Source organism: Nitrospira sp. (assembly GCA_030653545.1).
Lineage (GTDB): Bacteria > Nitrospirota > Nitrospiria > Nitrospirales > Nitrospiraceae > Nitrospira_D.
In genome coordinates this window covers 1-19,495 of the sequence record JAURZE010000021.1, presented here as the reverse complement: position 1 = coordinate 19,495, position 19,495 = coordinate 1, and the positions used below count along the sequence as shown (strand labels likewise).

The 19,495-nt window shown below is 55.7% G+C and carries 13 protein-coding genes; 9 read left to right on the top strand and 4 right to left on the bottom strand.

Translation table 11 applies throughout. The features are described 5' to 3' along the window. From Q7U39_06765 to Q7U39_06725, 9 genes are all read left to right on the top strand, one after another. On the top strand, positions 1-360 hold a 360-nt coding region (locus Q7U39_06765; protein ID MDO9117639.1), incomplete at its 5' end, for a hypothetical protein. A 492-nt stretch (positions 361-852) separates the two neighbouring features. Continuing rightward, the gene (locus tag Q7U39_06760; GenBank protein ID MDO9117638.1) at positions 853-1,977 is read left to right on the top strand and encodes a methyl-accepting chemotaxis protein; all 1,125 of its coding nucleotides are present in this window, start codon (positions 853-855) and stop codon (positions 1,975-1,977) included. 39 nt (positions 1,978-2,016) lie between these two features. Continuing rightward, positions 2,017-2,388, top strand: a complete 372-nt coding sequence (locus Q7U39_06755; protein MDO9117637.1) for a response regulator — start codon at positions 2,017-2,019, stop codon at positions 2,386-2,388. Further along, positions 2,385-4,529, top strand: a complete 2,145-nt coding sequence (locus Q7U39_06750; protein MDO9117636.1) for a chemotaxis protein CheA — start codon at positions 2,385-2,387, stop codon at positions 4,527-4,529. Before Q7U39_06755 ends, Q7U39_06750 begins: the two co-directional genes overlap by 4 nt. 26 nt (positions 4,530-4,555) lie before the next feature. Continuing rightward, positions 4,556-5,083: a chemotaxis protein CheW gene (locus Q7U39_06745; protein MDO9117635.1), complete on the top strand. Its 528-nt coding sequence runs from the start codon at positions 4,556-4,558 to the stop codon at positions 5,081-5,083. A gap of 13 nt (positions 5,084-5,096) precedes the next feature. Next, positions 5,097-7,451, top strand: a complete 2,355-nt coding sequence (locus tag Q7U39_06740) for a methyl-accepting chemotaxis protein (GenBank protein ID MDO9117634.1) — start codon at positions 5,097-5,099, stop codon at positions 7,449-7,451. An 88-nt stretch (positions 7,452-7,539) separates the two neighbouring features. Next, positions 7,540-8,004 carry a DUF420 domain-containing protein gene (locus Q7U39_06735; protein MDO9117633.1) on the top strand — a complete coding sequence of 155 codons (465 nt, stop codon included), beginning with the start codon at positions 7,540-7,542 and terminating at the stop codon, positions 8,002-8,004. 97 nt (positions 8,005-8,101) lie between these two features. Next, the gene (locus tag Q7U39_06730) at positions 8,102-8,920 is read left to right on the top strand and encodes a protein-glutamate O-methyltransferase CheR (GenBank protein ID MDO9117632.1); all 819 of its coding nucleotides are present in this window, start codon (positions 8,102-8,104) and stop codon (positions 8,918-8,920) included. Positions 8,921-9,419: 499 nt separating this feature from the next. Further along, on the top strand, positions 9,420-10,466 hold the full coding sequence (locus Q7U39_06725; protein MDO9117631.1) for a chemotaxis response regulator protein-glutamate methylesterase: 1,047 nt from the start codon (positions 9,420-9,422) through the stop codon (positions 10,464-10,466). Positions 10,467-10,580: 114 nt separating this feature from the next. Here the strand turns inward: Q7U39_06725 and Q7U39_06720 are convergent, their stop codons facing one another. From Q7U39_06720 to Q7U39_06705, 4 genes are all read right to left on the bottom strand, one after another. Beyond that, positions 10,581-14,147, bottom strand: a complete 3,567-nt coding sequence (locus Q7U39_06720; GenBank protein MDO9117630.1) for a response regulator — start codon at positions 14,145-14,147, stop codon at positions 10,581-10,583. A gap of 475 nt (positions 14,148-14,622) precedes the next feature. Beyond that, entirely contained in the window at positions 14,623-15,297 is a 675-nt protein-coding gene (locus Q7U39_06715) for a response regulator transcription factor (GenBank protein MDO9117629.1), read from the bottom strand. A 161-nt stretch (positions 15,298-15,458) separates the two neighbouring features. Then, the gene (locus Q7U39_06710) at positions 15,459-16,223 is read right to left on the bottom strand and encodes a response regulator (GenBank protein ID MDO9117628.1); all 765 of its coding nucleotides are present in this window, start codon (positions 16,221-16,223) and stop codon (positions 15,459-15,461) included. Then, a complete protein-coding gene (locus Q7U39_06705; GenBank protein ID MDO9117627.1) occupies positions 16,223-19,351 on the bottom strand; it encodes a PAS domain S-box protein in 3,129 nt (1,042 codons plus the stop codon). Before Q7U39_06705 ends, Q7U39_06710 begins: the two co-directional genes overlap by 1 nt. Positions 19,352-19,495: the final 144 nt, after the last annotated feature.

The window sequence follows — 19,495 nt, the reverse complement described above, 5'->3', positions numbered from 1 at the left end:
ATGGAAGGGGAGGACATCGAGCTCGAGAGTCGGGTCTTCGAAGAATGGTCTGCGCCTGGGGCACTCTCAAAAGCGTGGGCGCGCGCGGCCGAGGCCGCCGAGTGTGGCGACCTTCGGTTCCACGACCTGCGCCGCTGGTTTGCTTCCGCGCTAGAGGACATCGGGGCAGAAGATGGCGAGGAGGCCGTGCACCGTGAGGTTGTGAAACATCTCATGGGGCACCAGGCCGCAGACGTCCTGGAAAAACATTACCTCGTGCGGTCAAAAGGCTGGGCGAAAAAATTGCGGAAGGCGGTGGATCAACTCGCGGACCGGTACGACATGTTTATTTGCTCAGACACTAATGGGAACCCCCGCTAATGCTGCATCAGCAGAACGGAGGCGGGACTATTACATGGGCCACTCCCTGTCACCTTCTCAGGCGCCTATCGGTGGTGATCTATGGTGCTCGTGAGCGCCCTTTCTCTATATAAATTGGGCGCAGGCAGCGGGATGTGCTCTTCCGGGATTGTAAGAAAGGGCATGCACAGTACCGATGGTCCCCATCACCTAGATCGATGCGACCCATGAGCTATCTGTTTCCTGCTGTGACGGCACTCCCGTCCCGTTCATATTCCTGAAGACACCCTACGAATCCGGCCGCGGTTGCATATGGGGCTAAAGGTTCCCCCTGCCCCATCCGATAAGAACAAACAAGGGATACAGCAAGGGCTAAGCAAGAAGGCTTGGTCCGCCTGAGCGGGCAGGGTTTCAGACCTGCAAGTTGAAGGCGAAATTGGATCATCTCGTTATCGAGGATCCGATTTCGCCTTTTTTATTTTCCGATCATTCGCTTCTTTGTGATGTGGAAACATGATGATTGACCAGATTCTGGCGATGGTGTTCGGAGGGGTCGGTGGATTGGCGGCCGGAAGTGGTCTGGTTTTCTGGCGGCTCAGACATTCCTGGCAGCTGCGCCTGGTGGAAGCAGATCAGAAAGCGCAGGCACGTATCGAGCAGTTAGAGGAGAGCCAGCGGGCCTGGAAAGAATTTGCATCCTGTGTGCTTCCTATCATGCCGGTACTTTCCGAGCAGATGAAGGCAGTGATCCACCAAACCGAACAGGCCGTGCTCGATATCTCCACACGATTCCAAACCATTTCCCTAAGAGCATCAACCCAGTCCGCCCAGGCGAGCGACATGTTCTTCAGTGGTGAATACGGCGTGGAACATATCCTGACAAAAAGCGATCAGATGCTCACAACATTTGTGCAGGATGTGATGACAGCTTCACAGGCGGCCATAGAGGCAACTGCGGTTATGAGTGAAGTCAAAGCTGGCGCTAATTCCATCTCCAATATTCTTGAGGAAATCCAGTTCATTGCCGATCAAACGCGTCTCCTGGCCTTGAATGCAGCGATCGAGGCTGCGAGGGCGGGTGATCATGGCCGAGGTTTCGCGGTCGTTTCGGATGAGGTCTCTAAGCTTGCTAATCGTTCAGGACAGGCGGCGAGCACCATCAGCAATCTCGTGAAGGACGTGCAGGCAAGTACCGCAACGGCACTTAGAAAGCTCGATATTCTCGGCTCAGTGGATATGACCAATACACTCGGCATGAAGCAAGGTGTTGAGGACATGTCCCGGACGGTCCTTGAAAGAAACAGAGTGTCTGAAACGGCTATTGAGCAATCCAGGGAGTGCGCGAAAACCCTGGCGACAGACGTGGCTCAAATTGTGATGACACTGCAATTCCAAGACATGACGCGCCAGAAACTTGAGCATGTGATTCAGCCGCTCAGCCATATGCGCGACTATATCGAGGCTCTGGCCTCTGGGATAGAAGGCCAGACTTTGCAGGATAGACTACAGCCACTCAAGAACTTGGAAAACAGCTACACGATGGAATCCGAGCGCGCCACGATGTCAATGGGACGGTCCCAACCATCATCCCACACCGATCGTGAGAGCGAGTTGGCCGATACCGTTACGCTATTTTAACCGATGTCTTTAATAGGATAGCAACACGAAGGAGCGGTCATGGGGAAAATGGTCTTGGTCGTTGATGACTCTTCCACGATGCGACAGATGGTGGCCTTCACCTTGACCGGTGCAGGATTTCAAGTCGTCGAGGCAGGCAATGGCAAAGAAGCGGTGAGCAAGATCACTGGCGGGGCCAAACCTGATTTGATAGTGACCGACCTCAATATGCCTGAAATGGATGGTATTTCCCTGATTAGGGAAGTCCGCAAGATGCCAGCCCTCAAATTCACGCCTATTCTCATGCTCACCACGGAGTCGGCCGACGACAAAAAGAAAGATGGCCAGGCGGCGGGAGCGACCGGCTGGATCGTGAAACCATTCAATCCGGAACAAATGTTGAAGGTCATTCAGAAGGTGTTACCAGCATGAGTACTGATCTCTCACGGTTTCAAGGGGCGTTTTTCGAGGAGTCCAATGAGCACCTTGCCACGCTGGAGGAGGGACTGCTCCAGCTCGAAGGACGGCCCGGAGATCTCGATCTTCTCAATCGCATCTTTCGCGCAGCACATTCCATCAAAGGCAACAGTGGCATGTTTGGGTTCACGGCGGTCGGCGAGTTCACTCATAAGATGGAAAATATCCTGGATGTGTTGCGCACCGGGAAGATGGAGGTGACGAAGCCCCTCGTGGATCTCTTACTGGAGGCCACCGATGGGTTGAAGGGGCTGGTGGATGCGGCGAAGACGAATGAGGCGCCGAATGACGCCATCGTAGGTCCGCTAAGCGAACGCTTGCAGGCCTATGCCATGGGGCAGGTTGTTGCTGCGCCTGCAATGGCATCAGTTCAGGAAACCGGTCCCTCCCCACGCCGGCGCTACGAAATTACCTGGGCCCCGACTCCGGCGGTCTTTGCGCGGGGGCTCCACCCGAGCCAGATCCTGCGCGAGCTGCGCGATCTTGGTGATTTCACCTGCTCGGTGGATATCGAACACCTCCCGACCATTGAAGAATTGGCCACGGACAACACAACGCTCTCCTTTACGGTCACCCTCGAAACGGATCATACACAGAAAGAGATCGAAGACGTCTTTCTCTTCGTCGAGGACGATAGTGTGTTGACGATCACGGAACAGTCCCCCGTCCTTGACGCATCGGAACCAACGGCACGTCACGAACCACATGAGACGAGCGACCAACCGAAGCCCCTCGGTGAGATCTTGGTCGAAGACGGGGTGATTTCACCGGACGTGCTGCGCCATGCGCTCTCCCAGCAAAAACGGCTGGGCCAAATTCTCGTCGAACAGCACGTTGCCACATCTCAGCAAATCGCCCACGCGCTGGACAGGCAGCAGAAACTGGCACCAGCGGCCGCGTCTCGCAAGGTCGAAACCCCATCCATCCGGGTGGATACGGACAAGATCGACAAGCTGATTAACCTGGTTGGCGAATTGGTGATCACCCAGTCCATGTTGAGTGATCTGGGCGCCCGCTTCACCATAGACAAACTGCCCGTGTTACAGGAGCGCCTCACCCAACTGGAGCGCAATACCCGCGAAATCCAGGAACGGGTCATGGCGGTCCGGATGCTGCCCATCGGCACGGCCTTCAACCGCTTTCCCCGTCTGGTCCGTGACCTAGCCACCAAGAACGGAAAACAGATCCAATTGGTCATGTCCGGCGAAGACACGGAACTGGACAAGACCGTGATCGAGTCCATCGGGGATCCTTTGACCCATCTGATAAGAAACTCCACGGATCACGGACTTGAACTCCCCGACGAACGGATCGCCGCCGGCAAGCCTATCCAGGGCATGATCACGCTCAATGCCTTCCATGAAGGGGGAAGCATTTGTATTACGGTCGAGGACGACGGGCGCGGCCTGAATCGCGACAAAATCCTGGCCAAAGCCCTCCAGCAGGGGTTGATCAGCGAAGCAGACAAGCTTTCCGATGAACAGATCTGGCCGTTGATCTTCCGGCCCGGCTTTTCCACCGCCGACAAGGTCACTGACGTGTCCGGCCGCGGTGTGGGCATGGATGTGGTCAAGAAGAACATCGAAGGACTGAGCGGAACCGTCACCATCAAAACTGAGGCCGGCAAGGGCACGGTCTTCACGCTGAAGCTGCCGCTGACTCTCGCGATCATTGATGGTTTGACAGTCCGCATCGGACCAGAAACGTACATTGTGCCGCTGCTTTCTGTCATCGAATCCATTCAGCCCAGACAGGACTCCATCAAAACCGTCGTGAAACGAGGTGAAGTAGTCAATGTGCGCGGCGCCTATCTCTCCGTAGTGCGCTTGGCTGACGTCTTCAACGTGACACCGGATGTCACCGATCCTGAACGAGCGATTCTGGTGATTCTGGAGACCGAAGGCGAACGAGTCGCCGTGATGGTGGACGAATTGCTGGGCCAACAGCAGGTCGTCATTAAGAGCCTGGAGAAGAACTTTCAGAAGGTAGAAGGCTTAGCGGGAGCGACCATCCTTGGTGACGGGACCGTGGGCTTCATTCTGGATGTCAGGGGGCTCATTGAATTGGCGAGGCAGAGCACGGCAACGGCGGCGTGACACACACGACCTATACGGAGGGATTTATGGCGACGGCACTGGACACGACGGCATCGGTCTCGGATCAGCAGATCCGACTGGCGTCTGAGGGGAATCAATATCTGACGTTTGTGCTTGGGGAGGAACACTACGGGGTGGATATCCTGCGGGTCCAAGAGATTAAAGGCTATACGGCCGTCACACGGATTCCCAATACGCCCGCCTTTATCAAGGGGGTCCTGAATCTGCGCGGGTCAATTGTCCCGATCGTAGACCTGCGCGCCAAGTTCGGGATGGAGCAGGTCAACGCCACCATGTTCACCGTCATCGTCGTCGTGGTGGTGAAAGACCACGTGATGGGCGTGGTCGTGGATGCCGTCTCGGATGTCCTGGACATCGCCGCGAAAGAGCTTCAGCCCGCCCCAAACTTTGGAGCGAAAGTGGATACCAGCTTTATTTATAGCATCGCCCAATCGGGAGACAAGCTCATCACGCTCCTGGATATCGACCGAGTGCTATCCACGGAGGACATCGCTCAAACGGCTGTGGCGGCGAGCCAGACTCTTACGGCTTAAAGGAGCATAGATCATGAGTCTAAACGTTGATGTTTTAGAAAGCAGTTTCAAATTGGTGGCCCCGCAGGGAGAGAAGCTGGTCACCCGGTTCTATGAGCGGCTGTTCCAGAAGTATCCGGCCGTCAAGCCGCTGTTCAAACAGAGCTCGATGAAGGCGCAGAAAAAGAAATTACTGGCCTCACTCGTACTCGTCATTCAAAACCTCCGCCACCCCGATAAGTTGACCAAGGCCTTACAAGACCTGGGGGCTCGGCATGTGACGTATGGAGCCGAGCCGACCCACTACGATGCGGTAGGTGAGAACCTTCTTGCTGTGCTGCAGGAATTTGCCGGACCAGCGTGGACGCCTGGGGTGAAACAGGCCTGGATCGATGCATACGGAGCCATCAAAACCATCATGCTTGCTGGAGCCCAGCGGGCACACTCTACACAAGGGAGACGGACAATGAGCAAGAGCAAGAGCAAGACAAAAGGCGTTGCAACGGGGCCGGACATGGGCATGCTCTGCATGACGGCACTCGATAATTCCCAAACCAATGTGCTGATGTGCGACCGGAACCTGGTCATTACCTACATTAATAAGACCGCCCAGAAGAAGCTCAAAGACCTCGAAACAGAAATCAAGAAGGTGCTGCCCAGCTTCAACGCCGATGCCATCGTGGGGACGTGTATCGATGGATTTCATAAAGACCCGAGCAAGCAGCGCCGGATCCTCGATAATCCAGCGAATCTCCCCTACAAAGCCGACATTCAACTCGGACCCCTGACGCTCAACCTGACCGTGAGCGCCATCACGTCGCAGACCGGAGACTATTTGGGGAACACGCTCGAGTGGGAAGACGTCACTGAAAAGCGGAAGATGGAAAAGGAAATGTTCGTCGTCAGGACGTCGCTCGATGACGCCAATTCCAACGTGCTCATGTGCGATCGGAACTTGATTGTTACCTACGTCAACAACACCGCCATCAAGAAACTAAGGACCCTGGAAACCGAAATTCGAAAGGTCCTGCCCGCCTTCGATACGAATAAGCTGGTAGGCACCTGCATCGATTCATTCCACAAGGTGCCCTCGCATCAACGGCGGATTCTGGAGGACCCCAAAAACTTGCCGCACCAGGCCGAAATCAAGCTGGGGCCCCTGACGCTGAGCCTCACCGTTTCCGCCATCGTATCCCAGACCGGCGAGTATCTCGGTAATACGCTGGAATGGGCGGACATCACAGCCCAGAAACAGGCGCAGAACGAGGTGCAGCGCCTCATCAGCGCGGCGGTGGACGGCAGGCTTTCGGAGCGGGCCCCCGCTGAAAACTTCGAGGGCTTCTACCGGTCTCTGGCCGAAGGCATCAATACAATGCTCGATGCGCTCGTGGACCGCTTGACCAAGGTCGTCGGAGCGGTCAAGACGGCGACAGAGAGCGTCTCGACCGGCTCTGGGGAGATCAGCCAGGGCACGGAGGATCTCTCCCAACGGACGTCCGAACAGGCCTCGGCCTTGGAGGAGACCTCCAGCGCGATGGAGGAGATGACGTCTACGGTCAAGCAGAATGCGGACAACGCCAAGCAAGCCAACCAATTGGCGGCCGCGGCCCGCGATGTCGCCGAGCAGGGTGGCCAAGTGACAACCAAGGCCATCGTGGCGATGGACGAGATCAACAAGAGCAGCAAGAAGATTGCGGACATCATCACCGTGATCGACGAAATCGCCTTCCAGACGAACTTATTGGCCTTGAATGCAGCCGTGGAAGCGGCGCGGGCCGGTGAGCAAGGACGTGGCTTTGCGGTGGTGGCGGCGGAAGTGCGGAATCTGGCGCAGCGCTCCGCCACGGCGGCCAAGGAGATTAAGGGGCTGATCAACGAATCGGTCCAGAAAGTCTCGGATGGCAGCGGCTTGGTCTCACAGTGCGGCAAGACGCTGGAGGAGATCGTCAGCTCAGTCAAGCGGGTGGCCGACATCGTCTCGGAAATCTCGGCGGCGTCGCAGGAACAGACGACCGGGATCGAGCAGACGAACAAGGCCATCATGCAGATGGACGAGACGACTCAGCAGAATGCGGCGCTGGTCGAGGAATCGGCCGCAGCCTGCCAGACCCTCGCGGCCCAATCCCAACAGCTCATGCGGTTGATGGAGTCCTTCAAAATGAAAGAGGGACGGGTGGCCGAGATGGCTGCCATTGAGGAGCAGACGGATGAAGGCCCAGTGGCCACGGCTGAGGGCAAGGTGGCCAAGAAGCTCAATCCGCGGGCTCACGTCTCACGTCCCCAGGTGGCACCGCGGCGGCCGGGTACACCGGCCACGGTTGGAGTGGGAGTGAGCAAACCTGAGCGCAATGGGCACCATGCCAAGCAGGACGGCTTCGACGAGTTCTAATCGCTAGCTGGATCCCCTCACCACATACCCAAGTTGCCGCTCCTCCCTGTAACGGGGCGGAGCGGCGGCATCCTTGAGGAGTTCACTCATGGACATAAAAACCGTTGTTTGGTACGGCGTGCTATTCAGCATGACGATCGCCTATCTGGCGGCCTTAGCTGGAGCCCGATCCGCGCGGCACCATGAAGTCTCCGCCCATGCTCGCCATATGGTCCGAGCCGGGACGGTCGTCGGGATTTGGTTGGTCGCCTATGTCACGAAGCAGCTTCTGTTTGGGCGTGAGCAGTTCGGCGGCACGCAGGCTGAGTACTGGCAGGTTTATATGCCGGTGCTATTAATTCACACGAGCCTCGCAGCTGCCACCATCGGCCTAGGGGTCTACAACTTGTATCAGGGACTGACCAGGCTACGGTACGGAAGTGTCGGGGCCATGGCGGCTGGAATGTTTCTGCACCGGCGCCTCGGCAAACTCCTCATCTGGACGTTTTCCGGCACTATTGCCACCGCCTATTTGGTGTATCTACTCCTCTTTGTGTGGTACCCCGCATCATAAGGCGTTAGTCGTCTCTTCGCGTTCGTGATACGAGAGCCCTTGACCGAGATAGGCCCAACAAGTCACGAAGGATAAGGAATTGAGAAACAAGATTTCGATGGAATATTTAATCACCGATGAGGAATTCGACCGATTCCGGTCCATGGTCTATCGGGTAATGGGGATCAGCCTGAACGATGGCAAGAAGTCCTTAGTGGTGTCACGCTTGTCTAAGCGGCTCAGAACCTTGGGGCTGGACACCTTTCATGACTACTTCGAGCATATCGAGAGTGAGCCTGCGGGCGATGAGTTCACGCAGATGCTCGACTGCATCTGCACAAATAAGACTGATTTCTTTCGCGAGCCACAGCACTTCCAATTCCTGCGGGAGCATATTCTACCGACACTCAACGATCACAGGCGCGTCCGAATTTGGTCCTCGGCCTGTTCTTCCGGCGAGGAGCCCTACACGATCGCCATGGCGATGTATGACAGTGTCGCGACCCCGCTCCAATGGGATTGGAAGGTGCTCGCGTCGGACCTCTCAACACGCGTACTAGCCCAAGCCGCGTCCGGTGTCTACCAAGAAGACCGGCTTCGCGAACTTTCTCCAGAAATCGTTCAGCGCCATTTCCTGAAGGGTCAGGGTGCGCAGGCCGGAACAGTCAAGGTTAAATCTTATCTGTCCGACATGATCCGGTTCCAGCGTATCAATCTGATGGACGAGCACTACCCCATCAAGACCCCACTGGACGTCATCTTCTGCCGGAATGTGATGATCTACTTTGATCGCCCGACGCAACAGACACTCGTGAACAGGTTCCATCGCTACCTCAAGCCGGGTGGGTATTTGTTCATCGGCCACTCCGAGAGTCTTCAGTGGGTGGAGCATCCATTTCAGTCCGTGGCACCAACGATCTACCGGAAGAGAGCGTAAACGGTTCAGGTGAAGGGATAGCGATTTGGACAACAGCCGTCGGCTGCTGGACGCAGAATGATTGTTTAGAGGATCCAATGAACTCGAATTACTCTATGAACCAGATTCTGAAGCGTGGAGGCCACAGAGGTAGACTGGAGGTAAAGCGCTTCGGCTCCGGGTAAATCTACAATTGTGCCCAATATATCGATACCAATAACGCAGTCTGGGCATTGACGTATCTTGAACAGGTCGGGTTTCATCCAATCACAGCCGACCAGAGAGGTATCTACCCCAGAAGGCACAGGACTTTATGGCATCCGGCCGTGTCCTGCTGACATAAATAGAACGCATCACAAACCCGACAATTTGCGAGCAAGAAACGCAATACCAAGCATCCTTGCAGCAGCGTCACACCGACGGCAATGTCACACTGTTCTGATCGGCAAATGATGAACGATGACCGTGAAACAGAATATTCCTTTGTTCCTCGTTTGCCTATTCGTACTGAGAGGAAGTGATGGCTAAGATTCGCGTTTTGATCGTCGACGACTCGGCACTCATGCGCCTGGTTCTCACTGAGTTACTCTCAAAGGACCCAGAGATTCAGGTGATCGGCGCCGCACAAGACCCCTATATTGCCCGTGAAAAAATCAAAGCGCTCAATCCCGATGTGTTAACGCTCGATGTGGAGATGCCTCGTATGGACGGGCTCACATTTCTCGAGAAACTGATGGCCGGACATCCGATGCCGGTCATTATGGTGAGTTCCTTAACCGAACAGGGGTGCCAGACCACGCTGCGCGCACTTGAACTTGGCGCGGTAGACTTCATTACGAAACCCAAGATCGATTTAAAAGAAGGTATGGAGGACGTTGGACAAGACCTTATTGCAAAAATCAAGGCAGCCGCGCAATCAAAAGTTACGAGGAAAGCTGTCGCCTCGAAAGGCGCATCCCCCACTGCAATCCATACGCTGGGATCCGCCATGATAAAGACGACAGACACTATTATAGCAATTGGCGCGTCGACGGGAGGAACGGAAGCGCTAAAGCAGGTCTTAGAGGTGCTCCCCCCTAATACGCCACCGATTATCATCACACAACACATGCCCGAGCGATTCACGAAAACCTTTGCCGACCGATTGAACTCACTGTGTCGGATTTCAGTGAAAGAAGCTGAGGATGGCGACAGCGTGCTACCAGGACACGCCCTCATTGCGCCGGGGAACTTTCATATGACTCTCACCAGAAGCGGCGCACGCTATACGGTCCGCCTCAATCAGGCCCCACCCGTGAATCATCACCGGCCTTCTGTGGATGTCATGTTTGACTCCGTCGCAAAATTTGCCGGAGGGAATTGCATCGGGGTGATTCTCACTGGGATGGGAGGAGACGGCGCTAAAGCCTTAATGGAGATGAAAAAAGGCGGCGCGTTCACGCTCGCGCAAGATGAAGCCAGCTGCGTGGTGTTTGGTATGCCGAAAGAGGCTATCAAACTAGGCGCCGTGGATAAAGTTCTTCCATTGACCGAGATCCCTGCCGCCATTATCTCACACGTGAGCTGACAGCGTTCCGCACTCAGGTCCCGCCTGCTGATGGGCACATGCCGCTGGAGCGAACGCTCTGACGCCAGCCTCAGGCTTGTGCGACAGAGCCAGGGGTTTCGAGTCACCCCTCTCTTATGTAAGCTCACCTTCAGTCGGCGGTATCCAGCGTTCGAGGATGGTTTTGAGTTTCTCAACCGTGACGGGCTTCGAAATATAGTCGTCCATACCGGCTTCCAGGCACTTGTCCCGGTCACCCTTCATGGCGTTGGCAGTGAGCGCGATGATAGGAACATGGCGAGCCGCTCCTTCCAATTTTCGTATTTCAGCCGTCGCCCCATAGCCATCCATTTCGGGCATTTGGCAGTCCATGAACGCCAGATCATAGCGCCCTTCCCTACGCAAGGCTGCAATGGCTTCATTCCCATTGATGACGACATCAGGAAGATGGCCCAACTTCTCCAGCAATCGTACAATGACGACCCGGTTCACGGCATTGTCTTCAGCCACGAGAATCCTGGTACGCCGTTGTGTCGCTCGCTCGGCAAGATGATGGCGAGTGATTAATGGAGGTGTGCTGGCGGTTGCTTGTCCGGTCTGGTTCCCTGGCATTCGCATAACCAGCTCCAGGCATTCTCGTAGCTGAGATCGGCGGATGGGCTTGGTGAGATACCCGGCGATGCCCGCCTCCTGCGCCGCTTTGGCATCTCCGCGCTGGCCTGCAGATGTAATCAATACCAAGCGAAGGGGTTTGAGAGTTGGGTCGGCTTGTATTGCCCGAGCCAATGTCAAACCATCCATCCCTGGCATCTGCATATCTATGAGCGCGAGATCGAACCCCTCTCTCTGCGAAGCGGCAGCGCGGAGCATTTCGAGTGCTCGTGAACCCTCATCTACACTTTCGCTCCGCATCCCCCAAGCAGTGGCATAGTGCTGCAACAGCGTCCTATTCGTTGCGTTATCATCGACTAGGCATACATGCAAATCGCGTAACTCTACCGGAGACTCCTCCGGAGAGGTTGCACTGACCGCCTGCTTTCCCAATTGCACAGTAAACCAGAAACGACTGCCTCTCCCAAGGGTGCTATCGACTCCAATCTCACCCCCCATCATCTCCACAAGCCGTTTACAAATGGCCAGCCCCAGCCCCGTACCACCATACTTGCGTGTCGTTGAGCCATCCGCTTGGCTGAATGACTGGAAGAGTCGTGACAGCCCTTCTGAGCTAACTCCAACTCCTGTGTCGCTCACATCAAAACGCACGAGAACGTGTTCGTTGGCATCAACGCTCAGCGCCACTTGGAGGACCACCTCTCCCTGCTCGGTGAACTTGATGGCATTCCCGATCAGATTCGTAAGGATCTGCCGCAAGCGGCTCGGGTCGCCTCGAACCGATGACGGGGTGTTGGCGTAGATCAATCCGACCAATTCAAGATGCTTGCTGTGGGCAGGTTTGGCCAGCAGTTCGAGCACCGACTCGATTGTAGTTCGGAGGTCGAAGTCTATGGTTTCGAGATCCAGTTTCCCTGCCTCAATCTTAGAAAAGTCGAGAATATCGTTGATGATGCCAAGTAGATTCTCCCCGGAGGCACGTAGCATTCGGACATAATCACGCTGTTCTTCGGTCAACGTAGTGTCGAGCAATAGATCGGTCATGCCGATCACACCGTTCATGGGGGTGCGAATTTCATGACTCATAGTGGCGAGAAATTCTGATTTCAACCTGGTGCTCTCCAGCGCTTGGTCCCTTGCCAAGGACAATTCCCAGTTCTTCCATTCAAGGTCTTGCGCGGCTTTGGATAAGGCGTCCTGGGCCTGCTTGCGCTCCGAGATGTCTCGAAAGGTGACCACGACCCCAGTGATGATTCCCTTTTCCAGAATCGGATGAGCGGACATCTCCACCGCCAACATGGTCCCGTCTTTGCGACACAGAAATTCGCCATCAACACGACATGCCTGCCCGGTTTGCGATGCTCGAAAGATAGGGCACTGGTCAAGAGGATAGGCTAATCCATCCGGGTAACTGTGATGCACGAGTTCATGCAGGTTCTGTCCGAGCAACTCGTCCCGTTGGTACCCCAGCATGTTTGCCGCAGAGGAGTTGATGAATACACATCGCCCCGTCATGTCCAGGCCACAGATTCCCTCACCCGTCGATTCAAGCAAAAGCCGCAACTGTGCTTCCGCATCTCCCAGTTCATTGAGCAGGTTGGTGTTTCTAATCGCCGCCCCTGCTTGGGCCCCTAGGGTGGAGATCACCTGTTCATCAAGGTCGGTAAATTCTGCGTTGCCCCCTACTGAAGTCTCTTTGTTCGTCAAGTAGAGCCGACCGAAGAGCATCCCGTGCATTTCGATAGAGATGCCAAGGAAGGAGCGCATGACAGGATGATGAGAAGGAACGCCTGATGATGCCGGATGTTGAGTCAGATCCCGAAGTCGGAGGGCCCCTTCGGTTTTGGCCAGGTGGCCCAACAAGCCTTGACCGGATGGCAGCTGTCCGATGGCCTTCTCTGTGGCCTGGTCCATGCCGGATGTGAGAAACCGGGTGAGTTTTGTGCCGGACGCATCGAAAATGCCGAGGGCTCCATACTGTGCCCCCGTCAGCTTTCGACTGAGTTCGATCAGCTGTCGCAAGAGTTGCTCTAAGTTCCGCTCGGAAGTCAGCTGGCGGGCAGCCTCCACTACTCCCTGCATCGCTTCGCTCCGCCGGAGACTGCTCGTCCATTCCCGCTCAAGCCGATTCGTGCTCCATATCAAGAGCCCAATCAGGGGGAGAATGACCACGCTCACGCCGCCAGAGAGAAACCAGATGACACGGTTGATCGGCAGAAGAATATCATCGCGGTCTTGGCGTATGAGTACGGACCATCCAAATCCGGGGAATCGGTCAGATCCCTTCGTGCGTGCATATCCTGTTACGACCTCGATGCCTCGACGAATATGTTTTTCTTCGACGAATCCCGCTGGTGCGGACTGGACCAACAGGGCAGATGGAAGACTGAGCTGCTTGAGATTAATCCTGCCCTCTTCACGAAGAACGGAATCGGCCACCACGTCGCCGGCTGAATTCAAGATCTGCCACTCGATTCTGTGTGCGGTCCCCAATTGGGCTTGCAGCGCCATTGCGATGTGGGCCACCGTGTCCTCAAGCACCGGCAGTCCAATCTGCGCCGATACCACTCCATGAAATTCCCCGGCTGTGCCAATAATCGGACTACTCATAGTGACCGCAAAGACTCCCTCGGCTTCACGAGATGGCTCAGCATCTTCTGCATGGGGAATCCCGCCATTCTTGGCAAGCTGGAACCATGTGCGGCCATGGCTGTCTACTCCAACGGTAGTCTGATCCGTGGCGGCGATGATGCGGCCAGTGTTGTCGGCGAAGCCCAGCCACAAATACACCGGATAGGAATCTTGCAGCATTCGAAGGTATTTTTCGGCCGTTCTGGTCTCGCGGCTGTGGAATACCGTGGCCTGAGTCATCATCCTGATGTCACCGTACCGCTCTGTTAGCAAGAGATCGAGCTGGTTGGCGGCACTAGCGGCAGCAAACCCAAGAGCTTCCCCCGAGCGAGCCAGAAGGTGGGTCTTGATGTACTGAACTGAGAACCACCCACCGACGATACATAAGCCAGCAATGGCAATGACGAGGCGAGTCAACCATGATGAGGAGAGAAGAATGTTTCGATGTAAACGAGGCATAGTTCCGAAAGGTCCTGTCAGAGGCGCCGGGTGTCTACAGCGCGCGCCGATCGCCTATGGCATGTGAGTGATGTGTGGAATAACGCACGATATTTCTGGCAGCCGACGCAATGTGTTGAGCCGTTAGGTTCAGGACAGTCCGCAGTGGCGATCTCACGATCATGAGGCAATCCAGACGTGTATAGGTTGGTTCTCGATGGAACGGCATGGAAAGTGTTTCCTCTCTCTGGTCGTTCAGCTTGTCCTCAGCCAGTTGCCCTTCGGGCGCTCTCTCGAAATCCTGGCACGCGGGTCCGGCACGGGATCATGACAGTATGAAGACAACAAAAAAGGCGTAACCAGCGGTTCCAGCAGGTGGAACCATCCGATTACACCTTCAACTTGCAGAGCTAAACTCTGCCCGCTCAGGCTGACCAAGCCTTTCGCTTGGCCATTGTTGTCTTGTTTCTTCTTGTCGGTTTTCGTTCGGAAACCTTTAGCTGAGGAGTTTGGTGGTATCTGGGGGGATCTTCATGAACATGACGGCAGCTTGCGCACGGCGGGTGACTCCCAGCTTTTCGAACGCGTGGCTGATATAGTTCTTCACAGTCTTTTCACTGAGGACGAGGGTCACGCCGATTTCCTTGTTTGTCTTGCCCTCGGCGACAAGGGCAATGACCCGCCGCTCCTGCGGAGATAACTGCAGAGCCGGGTTGGCATCTGAATGGATGGACGAGGCCCTCAACCAACTCATGACGGAGCCTGCCGCAGCGTGGTCGAGGTAGCCCTTCCCGCTCGCCACAGCCTTGATGGCTTCGACGAGGGACTCGAGATCGATCGTCTTGTGAAGGTAACCGTCCGCCCCTCCAACCACGGAAGCGCGCAGGGTCTCCGTGTCGGGTAACGCAGTCAGGAAGAGCACATGCGTGTTCGGAAACGCAGCCCGAATGTCACGGCAGAGGTCCACACCGCAGCGATCCGGCAAGTTCACATCCAGCAGAACTACATCAGGTTTAAACTTGGTCACCTGCTCCCATGCTCGGGAGGCCGTTCCTGCCTCGTCAACCACATGGATGTCTCCGGTACGCTCTAACAGGACACGCAGCGCGACGCGTACAATCTCATGATCCTCCACCAGGAGGAGACGAATTCGGTTGCTTCGTCTGTGCATTGCGCAACGCTCCTTATGACGTACGTGGAAAACATGATAAGGCCGCTGCGATCGGGCAATAAAAAAAGCGCAACCGAGAGCCTCCCATGAGAGTTCCCAGCTGCGCCTTCAACTTATAGGCTCTGACCAGCCTACCCGCCAAGACGAACCAAGGATGATCTTTACCCTAATCGGCGGTTTGCTTTCAAGGTGTCTTCCACGTGCTTCCGCAACTCTCCTAGTTCTTTCGATTTGAATGCGTTTTTTGTGCGTGCGAGAACTTCAACCGTCTGCTCCAGGACTTGTTCATACACTGCCAACCGCGAACACCGCATAACCCGACAAACATCAGCCGATTGATCGCCCCCCTCGTCCAGCCCGCCCACGACTTGCCCAACAGCCAGCGACAGACGTGCAATGTGCGCGACGGCTTGCTCAACATATCGCTTGGCCCCCCATGAGATGAGCGGCTGTTTATCACTCCCTCCCCTCGTCGTCATCGTCTGCTCGATGTGATCGAGCGCAGCGGTCAATTGAGCGGTTTCCACAGAGGCCTCTCGCACGGCCCGTAGCAGTCGCCCTTTCTCCAGCGCACGCGTGATGGCCTGTTGCAATTCCGGTAGCCCGACCGGCTTGATGAGGTAATCACTAATGGAAAGTCTCAGGGATTCGACCGCCGTAGGCAGCGAGGGATATCCTGTCAGAACTACCACTGGGAGCTCCGGCATCCGTTCGTGGACGGACCGGAGCAATTCCAATTCTGAATTTCCGGGCATGCGAATATCCGCGATCAAAAGATCATAGGACTCCTGCAGCAATCGCGTAGCTTCTTCCGAATCCTGGGCGCAGTCACACACATATCCTTTCTGTCGGAGTAAAGTCGCAGTAGACAATCGAAACGTCTCCTCGTCGTCAGCGATTAAGATGCGGGCGTGTACTTGGGTCATCACGTCTCTCCCTCCGTATGAGCTGTTATGTGTGGCGTAGGTGTAAGAGGCAACGTTACGATAAATGTCGCTCCCTTGCTCGGTTGGCTGACGACGTCGATCCTTCCCCCCATCGCGTGCACAAGGCTGTACGACACGGAAAGGCCGAGCCCCATACCTCCCTGCTTACGTTTGTGATGTCCGGAAAAGAACGGTTCGAATATGTGAGGCTGTTCGTCTTGCGAAATACCGTAGCCCTCGTCTGAAACACTGAAGGCGACGTGGTCATGGTCATGGGTGACATTCACGACCACCAGACCATTTTCAGGCGAAGCCTCGACCGCATTTTGGACAAGGTTGAGCAGCACCTGGAGCAGATCACGCTGCACCAGTCGAAATGGTGGAATCGTAGGAAGAATATGGCTCTGCAGGCTGATCTTACGCTGGGTCAGTTTCGGCTTGAGTAAATAGGCAAGGTCTTCCATGAGGGTATCCAGGGTAACAACCTGCTCTTGCTGCGATTCGTCCCGATACAGGTCATACATCCGACGCACGATGGTCGCAACTCGTTCAATTTCTCGCTCAATCATCCCGACAAAATGATAATGGGGATGTTCGCGAGGAATCCCGTCTTTCAGGACGAGAAAGGCGTTCTTGATGCCGGCAATCGGATTATTGATCTCATGTGCCACGCCCGCCGCCAACTGCCCCAGTGCAGCCAATTTCTCCGCTTGTGCTCGTTGACCCTCCAGTTCTCTGATCCGGTCAGTCCTTTGCGTGACCAGCTGCTCAAGCTCCTCGGTGTACAACCGGATTTCTTGTTCCATGCGCTGCCGTTGGATGCCGGCGCCTAACGTACTTGCGGCGACCTGCAAAGCCTCGATTTCAGCTGCCTGCCACGATCGTTCGGCCTGGATCATTCCGAAGACCATCATTCCCCACCACTCCTGTCCAACAACAATCGGAATCAGGGTAATTGAGCGCTGCCCTCGGATACGCATCAGGATCTGTTCCGCTTGGGACAAGTCTGCCACAGAACTGCAAATCGGAATCCCGCGAGACAGTTCCCTTTCCCATCGCTCCAGTCCTTGCGCACGGTAAGACACATCCTGCAACCTTGCGTCATTCACTCTGGAAGGGACTCCATGCGCTACCCACTCGGACTGCAGAGACGTTCGTAAGTCTCCATCCTGAGCCCGATGGTTCCTGAACACACAGGCGTGGTCGACAGCCGCCTCTTCTCCCAATCGTTGAAGGACGTCAATGAGTTGACTCTCCCATGAAATGGTTAGGAGAAACTGTTTCGCTGCGTAACTTACCGCCTGAAGAATTGCATCGCGCCGTTGGAGGGTCTCCTTCGCTGTCGCATGGTCGATGATTTCGGCTTCAAGCCGGCTATTGGTCTCAGATAATTCCGATGTTCGTCCCCGCACCCGCTCTTCCAATTCGGCGTGCAACCGGAGCAAGGATTCCTCGGCCCGCTTGCGTTCGGTGACGTCCTCAGAAATTCCCAAGAGGTACTGCGGGATTCCCTGAGCATCATAGATCGGGACTTTCTTCGTCTGAAGAAAACGGATGCCCCGGTCTTTTGTTTGTATCTCTTCCTCGCGAATTTCCAGCAAGGAGCCGCTGGCCAGGACGGAGCGGTCTTTGTCGGTAAAGAAGTCGGCCTCTTCCCGTGGGAAGAGATCGTAATCCGATTTGCCCAACAACTCCTCGCGTGAAAAGCCGGTCAGCGCCTCACCAGCCTGATTAAACTCGACGAAGTGGAGGGTGTGGGCATCCTTGACGAAGACCATGTTGGGGAGGTGTTCGAACACCGAGTGCAGCAAGGCTTGCGAGCGCTGCAACTGCAGCTTGTCTTCCTGACGCTCGGTGATGTCCTGGACGGTGCCCACGGAGCGCTGTGGCCGTCCCTCGGCATCGTAGTAGGTCTCGCCGCGTTCCTGCACATACTTGATCCGTCCATCCGGCATTTGCAGCCGGTGGACGATCTCATAGGGGGTGCGGTTCTGCACCGACTGCGTATAGGCCTCATTCACCATCGTCCGGTCCTCGGGATGGACGGCGTTGAGGAACGCCTCATAGGAGGCGCTGAACTTCCCCGGGTCAACTTCGAACACTCGATAGATTTCCTGACTCCAGTTAAGAGTACCGTCAACCAAGTCGAGTTCCCAGCTGCCCATCTGGGTGATCCGTTGCGCTTCCGCCAACCCCGATTCGCTCCGTCGGAGGGCGGCTTCCATTTCCTGCCGCTGCGCGATTTCCTCTACCAGCAACGCATTTGTCCTTTGGAGTTCAGCGGTTCGCTCGGTTACGCGCAGTTCAAGCGTGTCTAATAGATCTTGCAGCGCCGCTTCCGCTTCCTTCCGCTTAGTGATGTCTTGAAACGAGGACACTACGCCGTAGGGAAGCGCGTTACCTCCTGAGAACAGGGGTTTGGTGTTGATGGAGATCCAGACAAGTTTCCCGTCCGGACGGTCCACCCCCATAATGATATCGGTGCAAGGCTCACCTGTTTGCAGAGTGCACATGGCAGGGTGCTGGCTTCCTGGAAACGGAGCACCATCTTCATGCATGGCCTGCCACCTGGGGGCGAGCGACGTTCGCCCGATCATCTGCTCCGCTGAGAGACCCAAAATTGATTCCGCGCTAGCATTGCAGGAAAGGACCGTTCCGACCGCGTCCTGAAGGACCACGCCTTCGGCCAAGGCGGAAACTATCTTGCGCTGACGATCTTCACTTCTCTTCAGCGCCTCTTCCGCCTTCTTCCTGGGAGAAACGTCCTGTACCAATCCATAGAACCCGAGTACTGTCCCATTGGTATCGCGGTGTGGAGCATACGCCACGTGGACGTTTCTGACACCTCCCTTGGCATAGGGAAGTTCAGCCTCGAACTCTACATGCTCGCCTTGCAACGCCGCCTCGATCTTCGGTTTTATTGCCTCATACGCCGTTGTGCCCAGGACATCCTGCAGGTGCCGGCCCTGTAGCGAGGCCGGATCGTCCCCGAACCAGCGTCGATACCCTTCATTGTTCTGCTGATACCGATGTTCTCGATCCACATAGGCCACAAGCACTGGTAACGCGTCCATCATCAAGCGGGTCTGTTCTGCGCTCTCACGGAAGCGGGCTTCGCTATGATGCAGGGCTGCTAGTGTGGTGTCTCAATCATGGCTTTACAATGCTTGATCTTCTTCAGAATGTCGTCGACGGTTTTGGTCCACACGAACGGCTTGGGGTTCTTGTTATTGAGCCGAATGAACTCGTCGATCGCCGCAACCAACTCCGGC

Excerpts from the sequence above, each read along its gene's own strand:
- Q7U39_06720 (MDO9117630.1), bottom strand. The coding sequence starts at position 14,147 with ATGCCTCGTTTACATCGAAACATTCTTCTCTCCTCATCATGGTTGACT.
- Q7U39_06725 (MDO9117631.1), top strand. The coding sequence starts at position 9,420 with ATGGCTAAGATTCGCGTTTTGATCGTCGACGACTCGGCACTCATGCGC.
- Q7U39_06735 (MDO9117633.1), top strand. The coding sequence starts at position 7,540 with ATGGACATAAAAACCGTTGTTTGGTACGGCGTGCTATTCAGCATGACG.
- Q7U39_06760 (MDO9117638.1), top strand. The coding sequence starts at position 853 with ATGATGATTGACCAGATTCTGGCGATGGTGTTCGGAGGGGTCGGTGGA.
- Q7U39_06740 (MDO9117634.1), top strand. The coding sequence starts at position 5,097 with ATGAGTCTAAACGTTGATGTTTTAGAAAGCAGTTTCAAATTGGTGGCC.
- Q7U39_06730 (MDO9117632.1), top strand. The coding sequence starts at position 8,102 with ATGGAATATTTAATCACCGATGAGGAATTCGACCGATTCCGGTCCATG.
- Q7U39_06755 (MDO9117637.1), top strand. The coding sequence starts at position 2,017 with ATGGGGAAAATGGTCTTGGTCGTTGATGACTCTTCCACGATGCGACAG.
- Q7U39_06710 (MDO9117628.1), bottom strand. The coding sequence starts at position 16,223 with ATGACCCAAGTACACGCCCGCATCTTAATCGCTGACGACGAGGAGACG.
- Q7U39_06715 (MDO9117629.1), bottom strand. The coding sequence starts at position 15,297 with ATGCACAGACGAAGCAACCGAATTCGTCTCCTCCTGGTGGAGGATCAT.
- Q7U39_06745 (MDO9117635.1), top strand. The coding sequence starts at position 4,556 with ATGGCGACGGCACTGGACACGACGGCATCGGTCTCGGATCAGCAGATC.
- Q7U39_06750 (MDO9117636.1), top strand. The coding sequence starts at position 2,385 with ATGAGTACTGATCTCTCACGGTTTCAAGGGGCGTTTTTCGAGGAGTCC.